The organism is Stenotrophomonas sp. YIM B06876 (genome assembly GCF_030711595.1).
Taxonomy (GTDB): Bacteria; Pseudomonadota; Gammaproteobacteria; order Xanthomonadales; family Xanthomonadaceae; genus Stenotrophomonas.
Map to the genome: position 1 here is coordinate 212,592 of NZ_JAUJUJ010000002.1, position 21,154 is coordinate 233,745.

18 protein-coding genes and 2 pseudogenes are annotated in these 21,154 nt (G+C 68.1%); 10 read left to right on the forward strand and 10 right to left on the reverse strand.

Annotated features, from left to right (window positions below; translation table 11 throughout):
* Nucleotides 1–27 precede the first annotated feature (27 nt).
* From QZH66_RS02110 to def, 5 genes are all read right to left on the reverse strand, one after another.
* Nucleotides 28–1,308, reverse strand: coding sequence for an O-antigen ligase (locus QZH66_RS02110; protein ID WP_305804289.1), 1,281 nt, complete (start codon nucleotides 1,306–1,308; stop codon nucleotides 28–30).
* A 99-nt stretch (nucleotides 1,309–1,407) separates the two neighbouring features.
* On the reverse strand, nucleotides 1,408–3,144 hold the full coding sequence (locus QZH66_RS02115) for a glycosyltransferase family 39 protein (protein ID WP_305804290.1): 1,737 nt from the start codon (nucleotides 3,142–3,144) through the stop codon (nucleotides 1,408–1,410).
* Between the two features lie 24 nt (nucleotides 3,145–3,168).
* Nucleotides 3,169–4,506: a 16S rRNA (cytosine(967)-C(5))-methyltransferase RsmB gene (rsmB, locus tag QZH66_RS02120; RefSeq protein ID WP_305804291.1), complete on the reverse strand. Its 1,338-nt coding sequence runs from the start codon at nucleotides 4,504–4,506 to the stop codon at nucleotides 3,169–3,171.
* Between the two features lie 4 nt (nucleotides 4,507–4,510).
* Nucleotides 4,511–5,434 (reverse strand): methionyl-tRNA formyltransferase, encoded by a 924-nt coding sequence (gene fmt / locus QZH66_RS02125; protein ID WP_305804292.1) that lies wholly within the window; start codon nucleotides 5,432–5,434, stop codon nucleotides 4,511–4,513.
* Nucleotides 5,435–5,507: 73 nt separating this feature from the next.
* A complete protein-coding gene (gene def / locus QZH66_RS02130; RefSeq protein WP_305804293.1) occupies nucleotides 5,508–6,020 on the reverse strand; it encodes a peptide deformylase in 513 nt (170 codons plus the stop codon).
* Between the two features lie 129 nt (nucleotides 6,021–6,149).
* On the opposite strand from def, the gene QZH66_RS02135 reads away from it, so the two are divergent.
* The 9 genes and pseudogenes from QZH66_RS02135 to QZH66_RS02175 all read left to right on the forward strand — a co-directional run bounded on the left by QZH66_RS02135 (nucleotide 6,150) and on the right by QZH66_RS02175 (nucleotide 15,550).
* Complete coding sequence (locus QZH66_RS02135) at nucleotides 6,150–7,274, forward strand: LysM peptidoglycan-binding domain-containing protein (RefSeq protein ID WP_305804294.1); 1,125 nt, start codon at nucleotides 6,150–6,152, stop codon at nucleotides 7,272–7,274.
* Nucleotides 7,275–7,351: 77 nt separating this feature from the next.
* A pseudogene (dprA, locus tag QZH66_RS02140) lies at nucleotides 7,352–8,488 on the forward strand (DNA-processing protein DprA); the annotation flags it as partial.
* A gap of 151 nt (nucleotides 8,489–8,639) precedes the next feature.
* Entirely contained in the window at nucleotides 8,640–9,113 is a 474-nt protein-coding gene (locus QZH66_RS02145) for a DUF494 family protein (protein ID WP_305804295.1), read from the forward strand.
* A gap of 36 nt (nucleotides 9,114–9,149) precedes the next feature.
* Nucleotides 9,150–9,875 carry a GYF domain-containing protein gene (locus tag QZH66_RS02150; RefSeq protein WP_305804296.1) on the forward strand — a complete coding sequence of 242 codons (726 nt, stop codon included), beginning with the start codon at nucleotides 9,150–9,152 and terminating at the stop codon, nucleotides 9,873–9,875.
* 36 nt (nucleotides 9,876–9,911) lie between these two features.
* The gene (locus QZH66_RS02155) at nucleotides 9,912–10,826 is read left to right on the forward strand and encodes an RDD family protein (protein WP_305804297.1); all 915 of its coding nucleotides are present in this window, start codon (nucleotides 9,912–9,914) and stop codon (nucleotides 10,824–10,826) included.
* 189 nt (nucleotides 10,827–11,015) lie between these two features.
* Nucleotides 11,016–13,517 (forward strand): DNA topoisomerase I, encoded by a 2,502-nt coding sequence (locus QZH66_RS02160; RefSeq protein ID WP_305804298.1) that lies wholly within the window; start codon nucleotides 11,016–11,018, stop codon nucleotides 13,515–13,517.
* A gap of 96 nt (nucleotides 13,518–13,613) precedes the next feature.
* Nucleotides 13,614–14,174 carry a Sua5/YciO/YrdC/YwlC family protein gene (locus tag QZH66_RS02165; RefSeq protein ID WP_305804299.1) on the forward strand — a complete coding sequence of 187 codons (561 nt, stop codon included), beginning with the start codon at nucleotides 13,614–13,616 and terminating at the stop codon, nucleotides 14,172–14,174.
* An 81-nt stretch (nucleotides 14,175–14,255) separates the two neighbouring features.
* Complete coding sequence (locus QZH66_RS02170; RefSeq protein ID WP_305804300.1) at nucleotides 14,256–14,939, forward strand: DUF4124 domain-containing protein; 684 nt, start codon at nucleotides 14,256–14,258, stop codon at nucleotides 14,937–14,939.
* Nucleotides 14,936–15,550 carry a DUF4124 domain-containing protein gene (locus QZH66_RS02175; protein WP_305804301.1) on the forward strand — a complete coding sequence of 205 codons (615 nt, stop codon included), beginning with the start codon at nucleotides 14,936–14,938 and terminating at the stop codon, nucleotides 15,548–15,550. The genes QZH66_RS02170 and QZH66_RS02175 overlap by 4 nt, the downstream gene beginning before the upstream one ends.
* Here the strand turns inward: QZH66_RS02175 and QZH66_RS02180 are convergent.
* Complete coding sequence (locus tag QZH66_RS02180; RefSeq protein ID WP_305804302.1) at nucleotides 15,538–16,314, reverse strand: SDR family oxidoreductase; 777 nt, start codon at nucleotides 16,312–16,314, stop codon at nucleotides 15,538–15,540. The genes QZH66_RS02175 and QZH66_RS02180 overlap by 13 nt on opposite strands.
* A gap of 128 nt (nucleotides 16,315–16,442) precedes the next feature.
* Between QZH66_RS02180 and QZH66_RS02185 the strand changes: the two genes are divergently transcribed.
* Nucleotides 16,443–16,667, forward strand: a complete 225-nt coding sequence (locus QZH66_RS02185; RefSeq protein WP_305804303.1) for a hypothetical protein — start codon at nucleotides 16,443–16,445, stop codon at nucleotides 16,665–16,667.
* Between the two features lie 69 nt (nucleotides 16,668–16,736).
* On the opposite strand, the gene sppA is transcribed toward QZH66_RS02185, so the two are convergent.
* The 4 genes and pseudogenes from sppA to QZH66_RS02205 all read right to left on the reverse strand — a co-directional run.
* On the reverse strand, nucleotides 16,737–18,635 hold the full coding sequence (sppA, locus tag QZH66_RS02190) for a signal peptide peptidase SppA (RefSeq protein WP_305804304.1): 1,899 nt from the start codon (nucleotides 18,633–18,635) through the stop codon (nucleotides 16,737–16,739).
* A 72-nt stretch (nucleotides 18,636–18,707) separates the two neighbouring features.
* Nucleotides 18,708–20,072 carry an MATE family efflux transporter gene (locus QZH66_RS02195; protein ID WP_305804305.1) on the reverse strand — a complete coding sequence of 455 codons (1,365 nt, stop codon included), beginning with the start codon at nucleotides 20,070–20,072 and terminating at the stop codon, nucleotides 18,708–18,710.
* 132 nt (nucleotides 20,073–20,204) lie between these two features.
* Nucleotides 20,205–20,768 (reverse strand): DUF3106 domain-containing protein, encoded by a 564-nt coding sequence (locus tag QZH66_RS02200; protein WP_345783819.1) that lies wholly within the window; start codon nucleotides 20,766–20,768, stop codon nucleotides 20,205–20,207.
* Nucleotides 20,755–21,154, reverse strand: a pseudogene (locus QZH66_RS02205) (hypothetical protein); the annotation flags it as partial. The pseudogene QZH66_RS02205 and the gene QZH66_RS02200, both read right to left, overlap by 14 nt.

The window sequence follows — 21,154 nt, forward strand, 5'->3', positions numbered from 1 at the left end:
CGGCCCCTCCGGGCGATGAAGCTGTCGCTACCGCGCGCTCTGGCGCGGCGTGACCGTGCTGACCAGTGCCAGCCCGCTCAGCACGCCGACCAGGACGACGTAGAGGCTGGCGGTGATCTGGTGGGCGAACATCGACTGGGTCATGCCGCACAGCACGTAGGCCACCACGACCATGATGCCGGCCGCCGCCGGGCCGCGGAATCCGTTTTGGCCGGTGCGCCGATGCAGGCGGATGAACCAGCCCAGCGGCAGCCCGTAAACCGCCAGCATCAGCAGCAATCCCGGCAACCCCTGGGTTGCGGCCCATTCGGCCACATCGTTGTGGGCATGGTCGAGGTGGCAGCGCTTTACCGTATTTCCCGGCACCCGGCATAACGGCAGGCGCTTCATGGCTTCGTCGAAATGGCCGATGCCCACGCCGGTCCACGGCCGCTCGATGAAAGTTGCATACGCCACCTGCAGCCGTTCCAGACGGGCGCCGGCGGAAGAATCGACATCCCCCTGTTCGATCCGCACCACGTCGCTGCGCAACTCATCCAGCCGCATCTGCTCGCGCAGCTCCGGGACAGTAAGCGCCACCGTGGCCAGCAGCAGCAGCAACCCGGCAAGCGCCATCAGCCGCACCCGGCCGCGGCCCCACGGGATCGCCAGCGCCATCGCCACCAGCAGCGCCAACAACGCCAGCCACACCCCGCGACTGCCACTGAGGACAATCACGGCACAGCCGGCGGCCATCCCGGCCAGCACCCACGGCCAGCGCCGCGGCGGGCGGCAGAACACCACCAGCACCATCAGCACCAGCACCACGTCGGCCAACACGATGGCATTGGTCCACGCATCGGCGCGCGGCGCCCCGCCATAGACCTGGACCACGGCGATCAGCAGGGTACCGAACAGTCCGGCCAGCGCGCCCCACCACAACATCGCCAGCCGCGGCTTGAACGCGCAGGCCCACAGCAGCGTCCACGGCATCACCACGAACCGCGAGCGGTTGTCGACATCACGCAGGCCAAGATCGAACAGCCACACCGACAGCACCGCCAGCAGCACTACCGCCAGCATCAACCCGGCCTGCGCCCGCAACAGCGGGCCGGCCAGCGTCCGCGCGCGCCACAGATGGTCGAGGCCGAGCACGCTGCCGAGCAGCAGCAGCAGGCCGAACGGCAGCAGATTGCTCGGCGTGGTGACCACCAGCGCCGGCAGGCACAGCAGGGCGAGCGATGCCAGCCCGTGCAGCCGGCGCCAGCGCGCGTCCGCCAATGGGGGCGCGTCCGCGACCGGCACGGAGGAAGGGGTGGGCGGGTTCATGGCCAAATACTGGGTCCTGCGCTCTGAACCGACCCCGGTCGGGGAGACGCGTTCGTCTGTGAAGTCGGCGATGGTAGCCTGCGCAGGACAAAAAAACAGTCAGCGGAATCCGCGCCCGGCTGTCATCTCCGGACCCTGTTCCACGCCCCCAGACATGCGTTCCTGGGCAATGACGGGGCACGCGCCGTGCACCGCCGAAGCCGGTACCAGCCACCAGCGGCGCCGGTGCGAGCCGCGCAGCATCTGCGCCTGCGCGCGGTCCACGCAGCCGTAGAGCGCCGGCTCCTGCACCAGCAGCCAGCGCTGCTGCGGCCGCCGCGCCTGCCAGGCCACCGCGCGACGCAACTGTTCGTCCCACGCCACATTGAAACCGAAAGTGACCGCGGGCCGATCGGCCATCAGCAGGTTCTGCTCCTTCCAGCCGACCAGCCCCAGCTCGGCCTGTGGCCCGATACGGGCCCCGGCAGTGCGCATCAAGCCGCGCGCCGAGCCCGAATCGTTCAGCAGCGGATAGCCGCCGAGACTGGAGATCACCCATATCGCCGCCAGAACGGAGACCAGCACCGCCACCGGACGACGGCGGCCAAACCACAGCACACTGGCGGCGCCCCACGCGCCCATCGCCGCGACCAGCCATGCCAATGCCCGGAAGGTGGCGCCATCGATGCCACGGCTGGTCATCAGCGCCTCGCCGTATCGCGGCGGCCCCTCCAGCATCCACGCCGCGGCCAGCCCCAGGGCCGCCACCAGCAGCAGGGAAAATCCATACAGCAGCGCGCGAAACGCCGGTTTGCGCAGCAGTCCCGGCAGCAGCGGTGCCAATGTCAGGCAGAACATCGGCAGCGCCGGCAGGATGTAGACGTCGCGCTTGCCGTGCGGGATGGAGAAAAACACGAGCACCAGCCCCCACCACGCCAGCGGCAGCAGATAGCGCGGGTCGCGCCGCTGCAGCCGCCGGCGCCATGCCGGAAGCGCCCACGGCAGGGCGAGGAACGGCGGCAACCACATCACCGCCATCACCCCGAAGTGGTACCAGGCCGGCTGCGGGTGGTCCCAGGAGGCCAGGTACCGCCCGGCGGTCTGCCGCAGCAGCAGGTCATGCAGATAGGCGCGGTACTCGGCAAGAGGGCTCGCCAGCGCCACCGTCACCAGCGGCAGCAGCCAGGCCGAAACCACCCCGGCAAATGCCAGCGGTCCCAGCCAGAAGCGGGCGTCGCGCACAGGTATCCGCACCCGCGGCCAGCCCCGCCATTGCGCGACCAGCGCCGGCACGAGCATCAGCAACCCGAGCACGCCGACCCCCTTGGCGATCATCCCCAGCCCGGCCGCGGCCCAGCCGATCACCCACCAGCGCCACGCCGGTCCCGACAACAGGTGCCGCAACAGCCCGTAGTTGGCCAACGTGATCAGGAACACCACCAGCGGGTCGATCTGCGCCCGCTTGGCCTGGAAGGTGAAGTGCAGGGTGAACAGCAGCGTCCATGCCGCATACAGCCCGACCTGCCGTGTCCACAGGCGCCGGCCGAGATCGTAGACACAGGCCAGCGTGCCCAGCGCCGCCAGCAGGGACGGCAGCAGGAAGGCCAGCCGCCAGTTGCCCAGCAGCAGATAGAAACCGCCCTGCAGCCACATCAACAGTGGCGGTTTGTCCGAATACAGCTCGCTGCCGCGATGCGGAAACAGCCAGTCCCCGCTTTCGACCATCTGCCGGGCGACCAGTGCAAAACGCGGCTCATCCGCCGGCCAGGGATCGCGCAAGCCCAGACCGGCGCCCAGTACCAGCAACGCCATCAGGGCGAGCAGCCAGAAATCGCGGGAGGCGCGCGGGGTCAGCATGGGCCGGATGATAAACGGCCCGGCTTATCCCTGCTTCACCAGCCGCGCGTAGAAGAAACCGTCACCGCCGTGCTCGCCGGGCAGCCGCTGGCGGGTGCCGGCGTGATCGTGACCGAACGCTTCGGCCAGCGGCTGGATCCGCGCATCGGCGGTGCGCGCCACAAAAGCGTCCACCTGCTGCTGGTTTTCCTGCCGCAGCAGGGAACAGGTGGCATAGACCAGGGTGCCGCCCGGCCGCAGCACCGTCCACGCCGCATCCAGCAACCGGGACTGCAATGCCACCAGGGCCCCGATATCGGCCGGGCGCCGGTGCAGCAGCACGTCCGGCTGGCGGCGGATGATGCCGGTGGCCGAACACGGGGCATCCAGCAACACCGCATCGAACGCCTGCCCATCCCACCAGCTGGCCGTGGCGGTGGCATCGGCCGCGGTCACGACCGCCTGCGCACCGACGCCGGTACGGGCAAAGGTGTCGCGGATGCGCTGCAGCCGCCGCGGGTCGATATCCAGCGCCAGCAGCCGCAGCGTCGGCTCGCGTTCAAGCAGATGCGCCGATTTGCCTCCCGGCGCGGCACAGGCATCCAGCACCCGGGCGCCGGGCGCCGGCGCCAGTGCGTCGGCGACCTGCTGCGCCGACAGATCCTGCACCGAGACCGCGCCGCGGGAAAACCCCGGCAATGCCGCCACCGGCACCGGTACCGGCAGGCAGATGGCATCGGCGGCCACCGGCGAGGGTTCCGCCTCGATCCCGGCCTGCGCCAGCAACGCCAGATAAGCCTCACGCGAATGCTGTTGCCGGTTCACCCGCAACCACAACGGTGCCGGCTGCAGGCTGGCCTCGAAGATCGTCTGCGCCTGCTGCGGCCAGTCGCGTTGCACCTGCTGCAGCAGCCAGTGCGGCCACGCATCCTGCGCCACGGCCGCGGGAAACCCTTCGCGCTGTGCACGCCGCAGCAGCGCATTGACCATTCCGGCCTGGCGTTCGCGGCCCAGCGCGCGGGCCGCATCCACCGTGGCCGACAGCGCGGCGTGGGCCGGCAACTGCAGCACATCGAGCTGGGCGAAGCCGACCAGCAGCAGGCTGTGCAAATCCTCGTCACGGCGCCCCAGCGGCTTCTGCAGCCACTGCCGCAGGAGCATCGCGTAGGCCACCCGGCGGCGCAGCGCGGCAAAACAGATCGCCTCCAGCAAGGCGCGGTCACGGCTGTCATCGAGCTTGGGCAACACCGCCGCCAGTTCCGCCTTGAGCGAACGGCCATGGCCGGTCACCGCGCTCAATACCCGGGCGGCCAGCACCCGGGTGCTGACGCCCGGCATCTGTGCGGCGCGCGCCGCGGTTCCCTTGTCCGGCGTGTACGACATCGGCTCAGGCTCCAGCCAGCAGGTCGCGGCGGGCGTTGAGGTAGTCGGCCGCGGTGATCGCCTTGCCGCCTTCGCGCTGCACCACACGCAGGCGCAACGCGCCGTGGCCACAGGCGATGTCGATGCCGTCCTTGGACGCGGCAATCACGCTGCCGGGCGGACGGCCGCGATGGTCGTCCAACGCGACCGCGCCGTGGATGCGCACCCGCTCACCGGCCAGCACCGCTTCGGCGACCGGCCACGGGTTGAACGCCCGCACCTTGCGCGCCAGCACATCGGCATCCTGTCCCCAGTCGAGCCGGGCTTCGGCCTTGTCCAGCTTGTGCGCGTAGGTGACGCCAGCGTCAGGCTGCGGCTGCGCGATCGGCTTCAGGCCCGCACGCAGCAGTCCCAGGCCGTCGGACAATACCTGCGCGCCCAGTTCGGCCAGGCGGTCATGCAGTTGCCCCCCGGTATCGGTAACGGAGATGGCGGTGTGCTGGCGCAACAGTACCGGCCCGGTATCCAGCCCCGCTTCCATCTGCATCAGGCACACCCCGCTTTCGCTGTCACCGGCCTCGATCGCCCGCTGGATCGGCGCCGCCCCGCGCCAGCGCGGCAACAAGGAAGCATGCACGTTCCAGCAGCCGTGGGTGGGAATGGCCAGCACCTTCTTCGGCAGGATCAGCCCGTACGCCACCACCACCAGCAGATCCGGTTGCAGTTCCAGCAGCTGCTGTTGCGCCTCGGCGGTTTTCAGGCTCTCCGGCTGGAACACCGGCAGCCCGCGGGCGATCGCCTCGCTCTTGACCGGCGAAGGCATCAGCCCGCGGCCGCGCCCGGCGGGACGGTCGGGCTGGGTGTACACCGCCACCACTTCATTGTGGCGGGCCGCCGCACGCAGCGAAGACACCGCGAAGTCCGGCGTACCGGCAAAGACAATCCTCATGGGAACTCCACTTGCAGAAAGAAAAACGGCGCCGGAATCCGGCGCCGGAGAATGCTGCCCGCAACGGTGCGGCTCAGGCCATCTGTTTGCGCTGTTTGGCCAATTTCTTGCGCACCATCTCGCGCTTGAGCGGCGACAGGTAATCAATGAACAGCTTGCCGTCGAGGTGGTCCATCTCGTGCTGGATGCACACGGCCAGCAGACTGTCGGCGGCCAGCTCCTGCGGCTGGCCCTGGCGGTCCAGATAGCGCACCACAATGGCATCGGCGCGGGTGACATCGGCAAAAATGCCGGGCACCGACAGGCAGCCTTCCTGGTAGACCTGGCCCCCGCTTTTTTCGACGACCTGCGGGTTGATGAACACCATCGGGGTGTTCTTCTCCTCGCTGACATCCACCACCATGAAGCGCTGGTGCACGTCGACCTGGCTGGCCGCCAGACCAATGCCGGGCGCCTCGTACATGGTCTGGAACATGTCATCGAGCAGCTGCTGGAACGCCGCGGTGCCAACCTCGGCAACGTCGACTTCCGCCGCCTTGGTACGCAGGCGCGGATCGGGAAATTCAAGAATGGGCAACATGGCCATAGCGATACCGGGATGGGGGCGCCGGATAATTCGGCAGGACGTCGCAATTCTAACGCCTGCGCTTGCACGACGCCCCTGTTTCTGGACTATAGTGCCGCAACCTGTTGGGGAATCAGGCAGAGCTCAATCATGTTGAAAAAAATCCGTACGGTCGCCGCCGTAGCGCTGCTGACCGTGACGACCTACGCTGTCGCTGTGGAAATGAATCGGTCCCACCCTGACACCTATGTGGTGCGCAAGGGCGACACGCTGTGGGATATTTCCGCCCGCTTCCTGACCAAACCCTGGCTCTGGCCGGAGATCTGGCAGGCCAATCCACAGGTCAAGAACCCGCACCTGATTTACCCGGGTGACGTATTGAGCCTGGCCTATCTGGACCGCGTGGTGGCCCGGCCCGGCGCCCGCAACGAGGCGCCGATCAATGCCATTCCACTGTCCGAAGTGGAACCGTTCCTGAAGAACCTCACCGTGGTCGACAGCTTCAAGCAGCTGCCCTACGTCGTGGGCCTGGAAGACAATCGCCTCCGCGCCAGTGCCGGCCAGCTGGCCTATGTGGTCGGTCTGGAAAACGCACAACCCGGCCAGCGCTATGCGGTAGTGCGCCCGACCGTGCGTTTCGGCCTGCCCAAGCCGACCGAGGATCTCGACGCCCGCGGCGAAACCATTCCCGGCAGTGGCAACCTGTGGAAGAACTACGTCTCGCCCAGCGAGCGCGGCGAGTTCCTCGGCTACGAGCTGGCCCAGGTCAACGTCGGCACGCTGACCCGTGCCGCCGGAGGCGACAAGCAGGCGGCGACACTGATGCTGCAGGACAGTGGCCGGGAAGTGCGCGCCGGCGACCGGATCGTGGCGGTACAGGCCAATCCGTACGATTTGCAGTTCATCCCGCATGCGCCCGGTACCCAGGCGAACGCCGGTCATCTGCGCGTGTTGGCGGTGGCGGACACCTTCACCTCGGGCGGCCCGCGGGACGTGATCGCGATCTCCGGCGGCGCCCGTGACGGTATCGACAACGGCACCGTGTTCTCGATCTGGCGCCAGGGCAGTCACGTCACCGATAAAATGCACCACCCGGGTTCGTCGCGGATGGATGACGCCCTCACCCCGGGCGCCGGCCGCATCAGCCTGCCGGACGAATATGCCGCCCATGCCATGGTGTTCCGCACCTTTGACAAGGTCAGCTACGCGCTGGTGATGGAAGGCACCAAGCCGGCCCGCGTGGGTTACGAGCTCAGGCATCCGGACGCGCAGTAACCGCTGCGGCAAACTCCTACGATGCAATGCGACGGCGCCCGAGGGCGCCGTCGCCGTTTTCGCCGCAGGCTGGCGGCATGGACGATGACGCCGCTTCGAGCCCGAATCCCGAAGACACCGCCGCACTGCTGGCCCTGATCCTGGCCGGCGGCCGTGGCCAGTCCCGGCGCACCTTGCTGGAGCGCCACGCCAGTCCGGCGGCCGCGCTGGCCGCCGGGCCCGATGCATGGAAAGCCGCCGGCTGCAGCCCTGAACAGTGCGCGGCCCTGGCAACGCCGGACCGGCATGCCATGCAGCGCGGCCGGGACTGGCTGGAGCGGCCAGGGCATCACCTCGTCGGCTGGCACAGCCGCGACTACCCGCCATTGCTGCGGCGCAGCCCTACCCCTCCGCTGGCACTGTTCATCGATGGTGACCCCGCCCGGCTCTGGCATCCGTCGATCGCCGTGGTGGGCAGCCGCTCGCCCAGCGCCGGGGGGCGGGACAATGCCGCGGATTTCGCCACCGCCTTTGCCCGCGCCGGGTTTGCCATCGCCAGCGGGCTGGCGACGGGCGTGGACGCGGCCGCCCACCAGGCCGCACTGGCACTTTGCGCGCCCACCTTTGCCGTGATCGGCACCGGGCCGGACCTGACCTATCCCCGCCACCATCTCCCACTTCACCAGCGCATCGCGCAAAGCGGTGCGGTGGCCAGTGAATATCCGCCGGGCACCGCCGCCCGCCCGGGCCACTTCCCCGCCCGCAACCGGATCCTGGCCGCTATTTCACTGGGAACGGTGGTGATCGAAGCGGCCGAACGCTCCGGCGCGCTGGTCACCGCCCGGCTGGCGTGCGAAGCAGGGCGCGAGGTGTTCGCCCTGCCCGGCTCCCTGCACAACCCGATGGCGCGCGGCTGCCATCGCCTGATCCGCGACGGGGCGCAACTGGTCACCCGCCCGGAAGAGGTGCTGGAGGGGCTGGCTCCGATCGCCCAGGAGCTGGCACAGGCCTTGCGAACCCGCCTCGGCGCCCCCACTGAACAGGCTCAGCCGGCAACCGCGCCGGTTTTCGACCCACCGGACCGGGACTACCAGCGATTGTGGAAAGCGCTGGGGTATGACCCAACCGGTATGGATTCATTGATCGAGCGAACTGGATTGACGGCCGCCACGCTGTCCTCCATGCTGCTGGTCATGGAACTCGATGGACGGGTAGTGGCCGAGCATGGCCGCTATGTCCGCGCCCAAGGGTTCCTTCACCTCNACGCTGTCCTCCATGCTGCTGGTCATGGAACTCGATGGACGGGTAGTGGCCGAGCATGGCCGCTATGTCCGCGCCCAAGGGTTCCTTCACCTCCACAGCGTCTAGCGACGCAGGCCGAGGGCAATGAAAGAGAGCATTCTGGACGTCCTGCTGTACCTGTTTGAACATTATTTCAGCGAGGAGCCCGACCTCGTCCGTGACCGCGACTCCCTGCAAAACGGCCTGATCCAGGCCGGATTCAGCCCCGCGGAAATCAGCAAGGCCTTCGATTGGCTTGATGCACTGGCCGAACAACGGCCCAGCGTGCCGCAGCCGCGGGTGGATGGTCCGGTGCGGATCTACCACGGCCCGGAGCTGGACAAGCTGGACGTGGATTGCCGCGGATTCGTGATGTTCCTTGAGCAGCACGGCATTCTCGACGCCGGCCAGCGTGAGCTGGTGCTGGACCGGGCAATGGCGCTGGATCAGGATGAACTGGATCTGGATGACCTCAAATGGGTGGTGCTGATGGTGCTGTTCAACCAGCCCGGCGCCGAAGCTGCATACGCGTGGATGGAAACCCAGATGTTCGTCGACGAACCCGAGCCGTTGCACTGAGCCACGCGCCGTGCACGGACGCATGAGGAGCAGCACGTGGGCCAGTGGTTTTATGCGGAAGGCAATCGCGAACGGCGCGGGCCGCTGCCCGGCGAAAATCTGGTGGAGCTGTTCCGTTCAGGGCGGATCGCGCTGGACACCCTGGTCTGGCGCGAGGGCATGGACCAGTGGCAGCCGCTGCGCGCTTTTGCCGGCGAACTGGGCCTGACCGATCCGCCCCCTGCCGAACTCCCGGTGGCGCCGTCCTCAGCACCCGCGGGGCCGCCGCCGCTGCAGGCGACGCCCGCACCGGCCAACGTCAACATTGCAACGCCCAAGCGCGGCCTGTCCGGCTGCGCCATTGCCGGCATCATTGCCGCGGTCGTCGGCGTGGTGCTGGTTGCCCTTGTCGGGGTTCTGGCGGCGATCGCGGTGCCCGCTTACCAAGGCTACACGCTGCGCGCCAAAACCGCGGCCGCCTACGCCGGAATGGTGCCGTTGAAGGCGCAGATCAGCACTTTTGCCGCAGAACACCAGCGCTGCCCGGTCAACGACGATGCCGGGTTCGGCGCCCCGGAAAGCTACGCGCAGGCCGGGATCGGTTCGATCCGCATCGGCCGCTTCGACAACGGTCACTGCGGGCTGGAAGCGCTGCTGCAGGTGCCGGACGAAGTCCAGCTGCAAGGCAAGGCGATCTGGCTCGATTACGATCCCGGCAGCGGCCAGTGGCACTGCAGCGCCGAGGTTGACGACAAGTATCTGCCACACGAATGCCGCGGCTGAGCCGGACGGCAGCCGACCACACCAACGGGGAACCAGATGAGCCAGTGGTATTACGCCGATGCCGAACGGCAGCGGCACGGGCCGGTCGCGGCCGGGACGCTGCGTGAAAAATTCCAGCAGGGCGAACTGGACCTGGCTGCGCTGGTCTGGCGCGAAGGCCTGCCGCAATGGCAGCCGCTGGCCGACTTCGTCGATGAGCTGCAGCTCAAAATCGCCGTCGAACCGGGCATCGACCTGCGTGCCGATTATTCGGCCATTGGAAACAGTGCGGCTGCCGCTGCGACCGACCCATCCAGCTACTCGCCATATGCGGCACCGGCTGCCGTCCTGCTCGGCGACAACCGCCCGCCGGTGCTTGGCGGCGAGATCGTCTACGCCGGTTTCTGGAAGCGCGTGGCGGCCTATTGCCTGGACAGCGTGATCGTCGGCATGGTCGGCGTTGTGATCGCGATGGTGCTCGGCGCGGCCATCGGGCTCGGGTTCATGGGCGCCGGTGGTGACACGGCCGGGGCGGGCTTTATCGCCATCCAGCTGCTGACCAACCTGGTTTCCATTGCCATTGCGGCGACGTATTACGCCGGGTTCCACTCCTCCAACCACCGCGCCACGCCGGGCAAGATGGCGGTGGGCATCAAGGTGGTGCGCAGCAACGGCGACAGGATCTCGCTGGCCCGCGGTATCGGCCGTTACTTCGGCGCCATCCTCAGTGGCCTGATCCTGTGCATCGGCTACGTGATGGCAGCCTTCACCGGACGCAAGCAAAGCTTGCACGACCTGATCTGCGACACCCTGGTGGTGGATAAATGGGCTTTCACCGAACACCCGGAGTGGCAGCAACGCGGGCTGGGCACGGTCACGGTGGTGATCCTGGCCATTTCCGGCGTCCTGCTGCTGGTCGGGGTCGTGGCCCTGCTGGTGCTGATCGGTATCGTCATCAGCAGCTTCAATTGAGTCGCATCCCCGCTGCCGGCAGCTTGACAGCGGCGGCTCTGGCGTGATTCCTCTAATAAGGACGCAAGCTGAACGCCCGGGGCCCACCCGGGCGTCGACGTATCCGAAACCGCCAATCCGCTTCACTAAACAACGTAATTGCGCCACCCTAGCGCCCCCAAGCCACCCGTCCTTTCAGAAGTAACCCACATGCCCAAGCACCTGCTCATCGTCGAATCGCCCGCCAAGGCCAAGACGATCAACAAATACCTCGGCAAGGACTTCACCGTCCTGGCCTCGTATGGGCACGTGCGCGACCTGATTCCGAAGGAAGGGGCGGTTGATCCGGACAACAACTTCGCGATGCGTTATGACCTGATCGAGAAGAACGAAAAACACGTCGACGCGATCGTCAAGGCGGCAAAAGGCGCCGACGCCATCTTCCTGGCGACCGATCCGGACCGAGAGGGCGAGGCGATCAGCTGGCACATCGCCGAGATCCTGAAAGAGCGCGGGCTGGTCAAGGACAAGCCGATGCAGCGCGTGGTTTTCACCGAGATCACCCCGCGGGCGATCAACGAGGCGATGAGCCAGCCGCGGCCGATCGCCAGCGACCTGGTCGATGCGCAGCAGGCCCGGCGCGCCCTGGATTACCTGGTCGGCTTCAACCTGTCGCCGGTGCTGTGGCGCAAGGTGCAGCGCGGGCTGTCGGCCGGGCGTGTGCAGAGCCCGGCACTGCGCATGATTGTCGAGCGCGAGGAAGAGATCGACGCCTTCATCGCCCGCGAATACTGGAGCATCGGCGCCGAGTGCGCGCATCCCTCGCAGCATTTCGCCGCCAAGCTGATCAAGCTGGACGGGAAAAAGTTCGAGCAGTTCACGGTCACCGACGGCGCTACCGCCGAAGCCGCGCGGCTGCGCATCCAGCAGGCCGCACAGGGCGCGCTGCATGTCACCGACGTGGTCAGCAAGGAGCGCAAACGCCGCCCGGCCGCGCCGTTCACCACCTCCACGCTGCAGCAGGAAGCCTCGCGCAAACTCGGCTTCACCACCCGCAAGACCATGCAGGTGGCACAGAAGCTGTACGAAGGCGTGGCCATCGGCGAGGAAGGCACGGTCGGCCTGATCTCCTACATGCGTACCGACTCGGTGAACCTGTCGCAGGACGCGCTGGCCGATATCCGCGATGTGATCGCCCGCGACTACGGCACCGCCTCGTTGCCGGACCAGCCCAACATCTACCACACCAAATCCAAGAACGCGCAGGAAGCCCACGAAGCCGTGCGCCCGACCTCGGCGTTGCGCACTCCGGCGCAGGTGGCACGCTTCCTGTCCGATGACGAGCGCAAGCTGTACGAGCTGGTGTGGAAGCGCGCGGTCGCCAGCCAGATGATCCCGGCCACGCTCAACACGGTCAGCGTCGACCTGTCCGCCGGCAGCGCGCATGTATTCCGCGCCAGTGGCACCACCGTGGTCGTGCCCGGCTTCCTGGCCGTGTACGAGGAAGGCAAGGACACCAAGAGCGCCGAGGACGAGGACGAGGGCCGCAAGCTGCCGCTGATGAAGCCGGGCGAGCGGATCCCGCTGGACCGCATCAACGCCGACCAGCACTTCACCCAGCCACCGCCGCGCTTCACTGAAGCGGCGCTGGTCAAGACGCTGGAGGAATACGGCATCGGCCGGCCGTCGACCTACGCCTCGATCATCCAGACGCTGCTGTTCCGCAAGTACGTGGAAATGGAAGGCCGCAGCTTCCGCCCCTCCGATGTGGGCCGCGCGGTCTCCAAGTTCCTGTCCAGCCACTTCACCCGTTATGTCGATTACGACTTCACCGCCAAGCTCGAAGACGAGCTCGATGCGGTATCGCGCGGCGAAGAGGACTGGATCCCGCTGATGGCCCGCTTCTGGGGGCCGTTCAACCAGCTGGTGGAAGAGAAGAAGGAGTCGGTGGATCGCGCCGAGGCCAGTGGCGCGCGCGAGCTCGGCACCGATCCCAAGACCGGCAAGCCGGTCAGCGTGCGGCTGGGCCGGTTCGGTCCATACGCGGCGATCGGCAGCACCGCCGAAGACGCCGAGGACAAGCCCAAGTTCGCCTCGCTGCGGCCGGGCCAGTCGATGCACACCATCACCCTGGAAGACGCGCTGGAGCTGTTCCTGATGCCGCGCGCCCTGGGTGAGGACAACGGTGAGCCGGTCAGCGTCGGCATCGGCCGCTTCGGTCCGTTCGCCAAGCGCGGCAGCACCTACGCCTCGCTGAAGAAGGAGGACGACCCGTACACCATCGACCTGGCGCGCGCGGTGTTCCTGATCGAAGAAAAGGAAGAAATCGCCCGCAACCGGATCATCAAGCAGTTCGACGGGTCCGACATCCAGGTGCTGAACGGTCGCTTCGGCCCGTACATCAGCGATGGCAAGCTCAACGGCAAGATTCCCAAGGACCGCGAGCCGGCCTCGCTGACCCTGGCCGAAGTGCAGCAGCTGCTGGAAGAAACCGGCAAGCCGGTGCGCAAGGGCTTTGGCGCCAAGAAGACCGCCAAGAAGGCGGTGAAGAAAGAAGCGGCGCCGAAGCAGGCCGCCGCCAAAAAAGCGCCGGCAAAAAAAGCCGCAGCCAAGAAGACCACCAAGAAAGCGGTGAAGAAGGTGGTGAAGAAGGCGGCCGTCAAGAAGACCGTGGCCAAGTCCGCCGCCACCGACGACGCCCCGCCGTTCTGAGCAGGCGCCATTCCCCCTGTCGCCCGTGCAGGGGGATAATCCGGATTCCCGCATCGGGCCGTGCCCCCCGCGACCCCGCGCTGCAGACTCCCGACCATGATTGAACTTGTTGTGGACACCGCGATCCCGCTGCTGCGGGCCGGTGGCGTGATCGCCTATCCGACCGAAGCGGTCTGGGGCCTGGGGTGTGATCCGGGCAACGAGGCGGCGGTGATGAAGCTGCTGGCGCTGAAACGGCGCCCGGTCGAGAAGGGCATGATTCTGGTCGCCGCCGACCTCGCCCAGCTGCAGGGCTGGGTGCGGCTGGATGAGCTTGCCGCCGAGCGCCGCCAGGCCGTCACCGCCAGCTGGCCTGGCGCCCATACCTGGGTGGTGCCGGCCGGCGCCAAGGCGCCGCGCTGGATCACCGGCGACCACACCGGTATCGCGGTGCGTGTCAGTGCCCACCCGCTGGTCAGCGCGCTGTGCCGCGCGTGGGGCGGCCCGCTGGTGTCGACCAGCGCCAATCTCGCTGGCGCCGCCCCGGCGCGAACCCGCGACCAGCTCGACCCGGCGCTGCTGCAAACGCTCGACGGTGTGCTGGATGGCGCCACCGGCGGACTGGGCCAGCCGACCGGCATCCGCCTTGCCAGCAATGGCCAGGTAGTGCGCGACTGAACCCGCGGATTGCCGCCCCCGCACCTGTCGCCCTGCGCGTCTTCGCACTTGCCCAACCCCGGCTTCGGGCAAGATGGGCGCATGCACGCGCGCCTGCCCCTGCTTTCCTCCCTGTTGCTGGCCTGGCTGCCGGCCGCGGCGACAACGCCGGCGCCCGACAACGTGCGCATCTATCGCTGCGTGGGCAGCAATGGCGCGCTGGCATTGCAGGACTCGCCGTGCCGCACGGGTCGCCAGCAGGTGCTGGAGATGCAACGGCCGCACGACCCGCCGCCGCGCCTGGCTCCCGTCCCCGTGACGGCCGTCCCCTCGCCGTCAGCTCCGGTGCCGGCCCGCGAGATCCGCATCGTCACCGTGCAACCGCCACAGCCGATGTACGAGTGCATCACCAGCGAGGGTGCCCGCTATACCAGCGACGCCGCCGAAGGCAATCCGCGCTGGGTACCGGTGTGGGGCTACGGGTATCCGGTGCCACCCCGCGGCCCCGGTCCACACCTTGGGCATTCGCCGCGTCCGCCAGGCCCCCGACCGCCAAGCGGAGACCCACCCACGCACCGGCCCAGCCTGGTCGCGCCGGTCGGCTCCACATTGGTACGCGATACCTGCCATGCGCTGCCGCCCCAGGAAGTCTGTGCGCGGCTGAAAGACCGCCGCTGGGAATTGATCCGCCGCTACAACAGCGCCCTGCAGAGCGAGCGCGAACAACTGGTGCGTGAGCAGCGTGGCATCGATGCGCGGCTGGAGCAGGATTGCGGCGGCGCATGAGGCGCTGGCTGCTGGGCGCAGTACTGCTGGTCACAGGCCCGCTGCCGGCGGCGGAAATCGTGTTCTATCGCTGTACCGATGCCAGCGGCGCGCTCACCGTGCAGAACATGCCCTGCCCCAGGGGCACGCAGCAGACCCGCAAAGTGATGCAGGCGGTGGACGCGCCATCGCCGGTGGCGGCACTTCCACAACCGATGCCGGCATCGGTCCCCGCAACGCCGCCAGCGGCCGAGGCGGTCCCCGCACCGATACCAGCGGTGATACCCGCCAAGGAACCGGTGCCGCTACCACCGCTGTTCCAGTGCCGCACCCGCGAGGGCGAGAGCTACCTGAGCGAAACCGGCGAGCCGCCGTCGCGCTGCATCGCCATGCGGGTCACCGGCCTGGACGGCAATCCCGGCACCGGCGCCGGTGATGCCTGTGAGGTGGTACGCAACATCTGCACGCCGGTCACCCCGGCACTGTTGTGTGAGACCTGGCGCCAGCGGGTGAAGGACGTCGAATCCGAATGGCGTTTCGCCTCTTCCACCCGCGCCGAAACCTTGCGGCGGGACTACCAGCGGCTGCAGTCACTGCTCAACGACAGCGACTGCGCGACTCAGAACCCGTAACGCAGGAAGCCGCCATCCACCGCGATGCACTCGCCGGTGACGTAGCTCGACGCCGGCAGGCACAGGAAACCGACCGCGGCAGCCACTTCTTCCGGCTCGCCGATACGGCGCATCGGCGTGCGCGCGATCACCTCGTCGTAGTAGTCCGGATCGGACAGCGGCCCGGAGGTGCGGCGGGTGCGGATGTACCACGGCGCCACCGAATTGACCCGGATGCCGTCCTCGGCCCATTCGCAGGCCAGGTTGCGGGTCATCTGCTGCAACGCCGCCTTGGTCATGCCGTAGACCACGCCGCTGCGCACATGGGTGATCCCCGAGACGCTGCCGACATTGACGATGGCCGAGGCCGCATGGCGGGTCAGCAACGGGTGCGCATAGCGCGACAGCTCGAACGCCGAGAACAGGTTGGATTCGAAAATCCCGCGCCACTCGTCTTCGGAATAGTCGTTGGCCGGCTTGCTGATGTTGCCGCCGGCATTGTTGACCAGCAGATGCAGGCCGTCGCTGTGGTCTTCGACCCAGTCCAGGATCTGGTGCCGGTCCTCGTCATCGGACACGTCGGCGGCCAACCCGTGGATCTCGCGCTCGGGAAATGCGTCGGCCAGCTCGTCGCGCGCGGTTTCCAGCGCGTCGGCGTTGCGGCCGACAATCAGCAGGTCGGCACCGAATGCCGCCAGCTCACGGGCGATTGCCAGGCCGATGCCGGCGCTGGCACCGGTGATCAGGGCGGTTTGTCCATCCAGACGCCAACGCTGCGGGTTCACTTGCTCTCCTTCAGATCGACCATGCCATCCGCGGACCTGACCGGTCACGGCGACGCTGGAACCGCGCCGGCCGTGGTTGTTGCCGCGACTGGGGGTAGGATAGCCGCAGTCCCTGCACGAGCGTGCCGATGAACATCCGCTACTGCCTGCTGCTGTTGCTGCCAGTGCTGGCCGCCTGCAATGCCCCCGAACCCCCCTCGCCCGAGCGTCCGCCCGATCCGCAGGCCACCGCGTTGCGCGATGCGATGCAGCGCCCGCTCGACCAGGCGCGTGCGGTACAGGCCGAAACCGAAAAAGCCGCGCAGGCGCAACGCGCCGCGATCGACGCGGCGAGCGACGCGCCCAAACAATAACGCCGCCCCGCAGGACGGCGTCAGCGCAACGCCGGACCGGTCAAGGCACGGCGCTGATTATCGCGCGGATCAGAAGCCGCAGAAGCAGTACGCCAGCGTGCGCACCGGGGCCGCGTTGCGGTCCTTGACCGCGTCTTCGACAAAGCGCAGCTGGGTATCCATTTCCGGCATCGAACGCGCCAGCAGCATCCGCGCCATGCCCGAATCCCCCAGCATCCAGGCGCCCATGCGGCTGCCGGCAAAGCCGCTCATGAACTGCGCGAACGGCGAGGCGGCTTTTTCGATGTAACGCACGCGGAACTTGCCGGACTCGCCCAGCTTGGCGCGGCGGGCGGCATCGGCCACCGCGGCCTTGAGCCCGCCGAACTCGTCGACCAGACCACGCTCCCTGGCCTGCGCGCCGCTCCAGACCCGCCCCTGCGCCACTTCGTCCACCGCCTCGACGCTCTTGTTGCGGGCCTGGGCGACCTTGCCGGTGAAGTCGGCATAGCCCTTGTCGATCACCGACTGGATCACCCGGCCCACCGCCGGGTCCATCGGCCGGGTGATATCGAACGCGCTGGCAAAACGGGTGGTGCCGACACCGTCGGTATGCACGCCGATCTTGTCCAGGCTGCGGGTCAGGTTCGGAATCATGCCGAAGATGCCGATCGAACCGGTGATGGTCGATTCGTTGGCATAGATGCGGTCGGCATTCATGCTGATCCAGTAGCCGCCGGAGGCGGCCAGATCACCCATCGACACCACCACCGGCTTGCCGGCGGTCTTGAGCGCGGCCACTTCGCGGCGGATCTGCTCGGAGGCGAACACTTCACCGCCGGGCGAATCCACGCGCAGCACCACGGCTTTCACGTCGTCATCGTCGCGCGCGGCACGCAGCAGCGCCGAGGTCGATACCCCACCGATGCGGCCGGCCGGCAGGTCGCCGCCGGAAATTTCGCCTTCGGCCACCACCACCGCCACCTGCGGACGCGAATCCATCGGCGAGAGGCGGCTGTCGAGCTGGGCCAGGTAATCGCCCAGGCCGATATTGCGGAAGCCGCCGTCGGCATCGCTGTCGGCCACACCACGTTCGGCCAGCAGCTGCTGCACTTCCTCGCGCGTCTTCAGCCCGTCCACCAGTTTCTGCTGCAGGGCAAAGCGCGCCAGATCGCCACCGGCCGCGGCGATGCCCTCGGGCAGGGTGTCGATACCGGCGGCCAGCTGGGCGGCGTCGAGCTTGCGCGCGGCGGCAATGTCATCCAGGTAGCGCTGCCAGACATCGTTCATCCAGAACAGATCGGCTTCCTTGGCCTGCGGCGAGGCCGCATCCAGCACATACGGCTCGGCCGCCGACTTGAACTGGCCGACCTTGAACAGGTGCACGTCCACGCCCAGCTTGTCCTGCAGGCCGGCACGGAAATACTGGCGATAGCGCCCCAGGCCTTCGAGCAGGATGCCGCCCATCGGGTCGAGGTAGATCTCGTCGGCCTGCGCGGCCAGCAGGTACTGCGACTGGCTCATGCTTTCGCTGAAGACCACCACCTGCTTGCCGGAGGCGCGCAGCGCCTGCAGCGCATCGGCCACTTCGCGCATCGAGGCGAAACCACTGGGCTGCAGCTTGTCCAGCTGCAACACCACCCGCTCGATCTTCTTGTCGGCCTGCGCCGCTTCGATCGCACGGATCAGGTCGCGCTGCTGTAGCTCATCGGCGTTGGTGTCGCCGACCATCTTGGACAGCGCGCGGCTCACCGGATCGGCGCTGAACTGCTCCACCAGCCGTCCTTCGGGCGCGATCACCAGCGTGGTGCGATCCTGCAGCGGCTTGGTCGCAGCCCCCTTGCCCACCGCCACCACCAGCACGATCAGCAGCAGGAACAGCAGGCCGAAAAACAGCAGGTTGAGGATCAACCGGCGGGTGAAATTCATCACCTCCCACAGCCCGATGAAAAAGCGGGCGATGGGATTGCGACGCGGGGGTTGGTTCATGGAAATCTCCGTGGGGGCGTCTTTCTGTGGGGCAGGATAGCGGTTGCCGCGATACGCGGCATGCGCCTGAAGTCAGGGTTGCGGTGCGCGGACGACGCGCTGGCTGCTGATGCGCAGGCGCCAGCCCATCAACACCGCCGCCGTGCTCAGGCCGACGATCAGGCCGACCCACATGCCCTGCGGGCCCCAGCCCAGCCCCAGGCCCAGGCCGGCGCCGAGGGGCATGCCCAGTCCCCAGTACGAAAACATGGCGATGAACATCGGCACCCGGGTGTCCTTGAGCCCGCGCAGCGCGCCGGCCGAGAGCACCTGCACGCCGTCGGGAAACTGGAAGGTGGCCGCATACAGCAACAGCGTGGAGGCCAGCGCCGCCACCCCGAGGTCGGCGGTATAGACCCCGACGATGGCATCGTGGCCGAGCAGCAGCACACTGGCCGACAGTGTCTGGGTGGCCAGCACGATGGCATAGCCGGCCCACACCGCGCGCCGCACCCCTGGCGCATTGCCGCGGCCCACGGCGTGGCCCACCCGCACGGTGGTGGCCTCGGCCACCCCCATCGGGATCATGAAGCACAGCTGGGCGACGTTGATCGCGATCTGGTGCGCGGCCGCTTCGTGGGCGCCGAGCCGGCCGATCAGCAGCGCGGTGACGATGAACAGACCGCCTTCCATCAGCACGGTGATGCCGATCGGCAGACCGGTGCGCAGCAGCTCCAGGATCGTGCCCCAGCGCGGCGCCTCGAACTGCGAGAACAGCTGCAGATGGGCGAACCGGCGGGTCTTCCACAGGTAGCCGGCAAACCCCAGCGCCTGCAGCCACATCATCACCGCCGAGGCGATGCCCAGGCCTTCGGCGCCCCGCTCGGGGAAGCCGAGCTTGCCGTAGCACAGCACATAGCCCAGCGGCGCCAGCACCACCAGCCCGCCAAAGCCGATCAGCATGGTCGGCAGGGTCCAGTGCATGCCTTCGCTGAGGTAGCGCATGCAGAAATACAGTGTCAGCGCCGGCCCGCCCCAGCGCACCGCATGCAGGAACGCGGTGGCCCCCGGCACGATCTCCGGGGCGATACCGAACGCCGGCAACAACGGCGGCACCACGCTGAGGAAGGTGAACATGACCAGCCCCAGTCCCAGCGCCAGCCACAGCGCCTGGCGGAACAGCGGGCCGATCTCGCGCTCGCGGCCGCCGCCGTGCAACTGCGACACCGAGGCGGTGAGCGAGATCAGGGTACCGATCGGAATCAGCATCGGCAGCCACAGCAACGCGGTGCCGATGGTGACCGCGGCCAGTGTGGTGGTGCTGTGGTGGCCGGCAATCACATTGTCGACAAAGGCGATCAGACCGGTGGAGACGTGGCCCAGGACCAGCGGCAACGCGAGCAGCCCGGTGGCGCGCACTTCGTGGCCGAAGCGCGGCACGGCGGTATCAGTAGACATGGGACAAAGAAGGATGCGGACTGCGGTCGGCGCGGGCGCGCTGACACCGGGTCGCGGCAGCCGCCTATCTTACGCCAGGCCCGGGCCCGATCCCTGCCGCGAAATAAATCGGCCGGTGCGCCGGTGGCGACCTCAGTGCCCTACTTTCTCGCTCAGCCAGGCCGCGCGTGCCGCCGGGGCCAAGGCCAGCAACTGCGCGCGGACCGCGTCCCGCTCCTGCGGCGGCGTGCGCTGGGAAATCAGCACCAGCTGCGCCAACTGGCCGTCATCCAACTGCCGCAGCAACGCCAGCGCCGGCGCCCGTTGTGCGGCCGGCAGGTAACCGAACAGTGGCTGCAGTTTCGGATACAGCGCGCCCAGCACCGGCCCCAGCCGCCAGCCGTCCCGATGCAGCTGGTCCAGCGCCGCAAAGCGGGCGCGCAAGGCCGTCTGCTGGGCCGGCGGCAGGTTGGCCAGCATGCCGGCGGCACGGCGCAGCCGCTGGCGCTCGGCCTCGCTCAACCCCTGCCAGGCGGCGTAACGCGCGCGCAGCTCACGGCGCTGCAACGGATGCATCGATGCCCAGGACAGTGGCGTCTGCCCGGCACTTTCCGCCAATGGCGCAGGCCTCACCATCGGTACCTCCGTGGCCGGCGTCGCCTGCGCCACTGCCGCGGACGACAGCAGTACCAGTACCAGCCCCCTACTCATCGCCATCGACCGTCTCCAAGACAGGCGCGACCTGCACCGGGCGGGTGGGTTGCGGCTGCGATTCATCCACCGGCACCGGACCACCGGCGGCGAACCACGCATAGAAGTCCGCCTCGCGGGCCAGCGGCAGCTCCGGATCGGCCAGCATCGCCGCATCACCCGCGGCGTAAGGATCCACCGCCGCGCTGACCGGCGCGACCGCGGCTGCGGGCAACGCCTCGATCCGGACCGGTCCGGCATCGGCCACCACGCCTTCCTTGGCCGGCGGCGGCTCCGCGCTGAGCAGCGAGCCACCGGTACCGGCATGCCATGCCCACAACGCGGCGATCACCAGCAGCACGGCCAGCCCGATCATCCCCAGGATCCGCCAGCGGCCCTGGCGCACGGCGCGC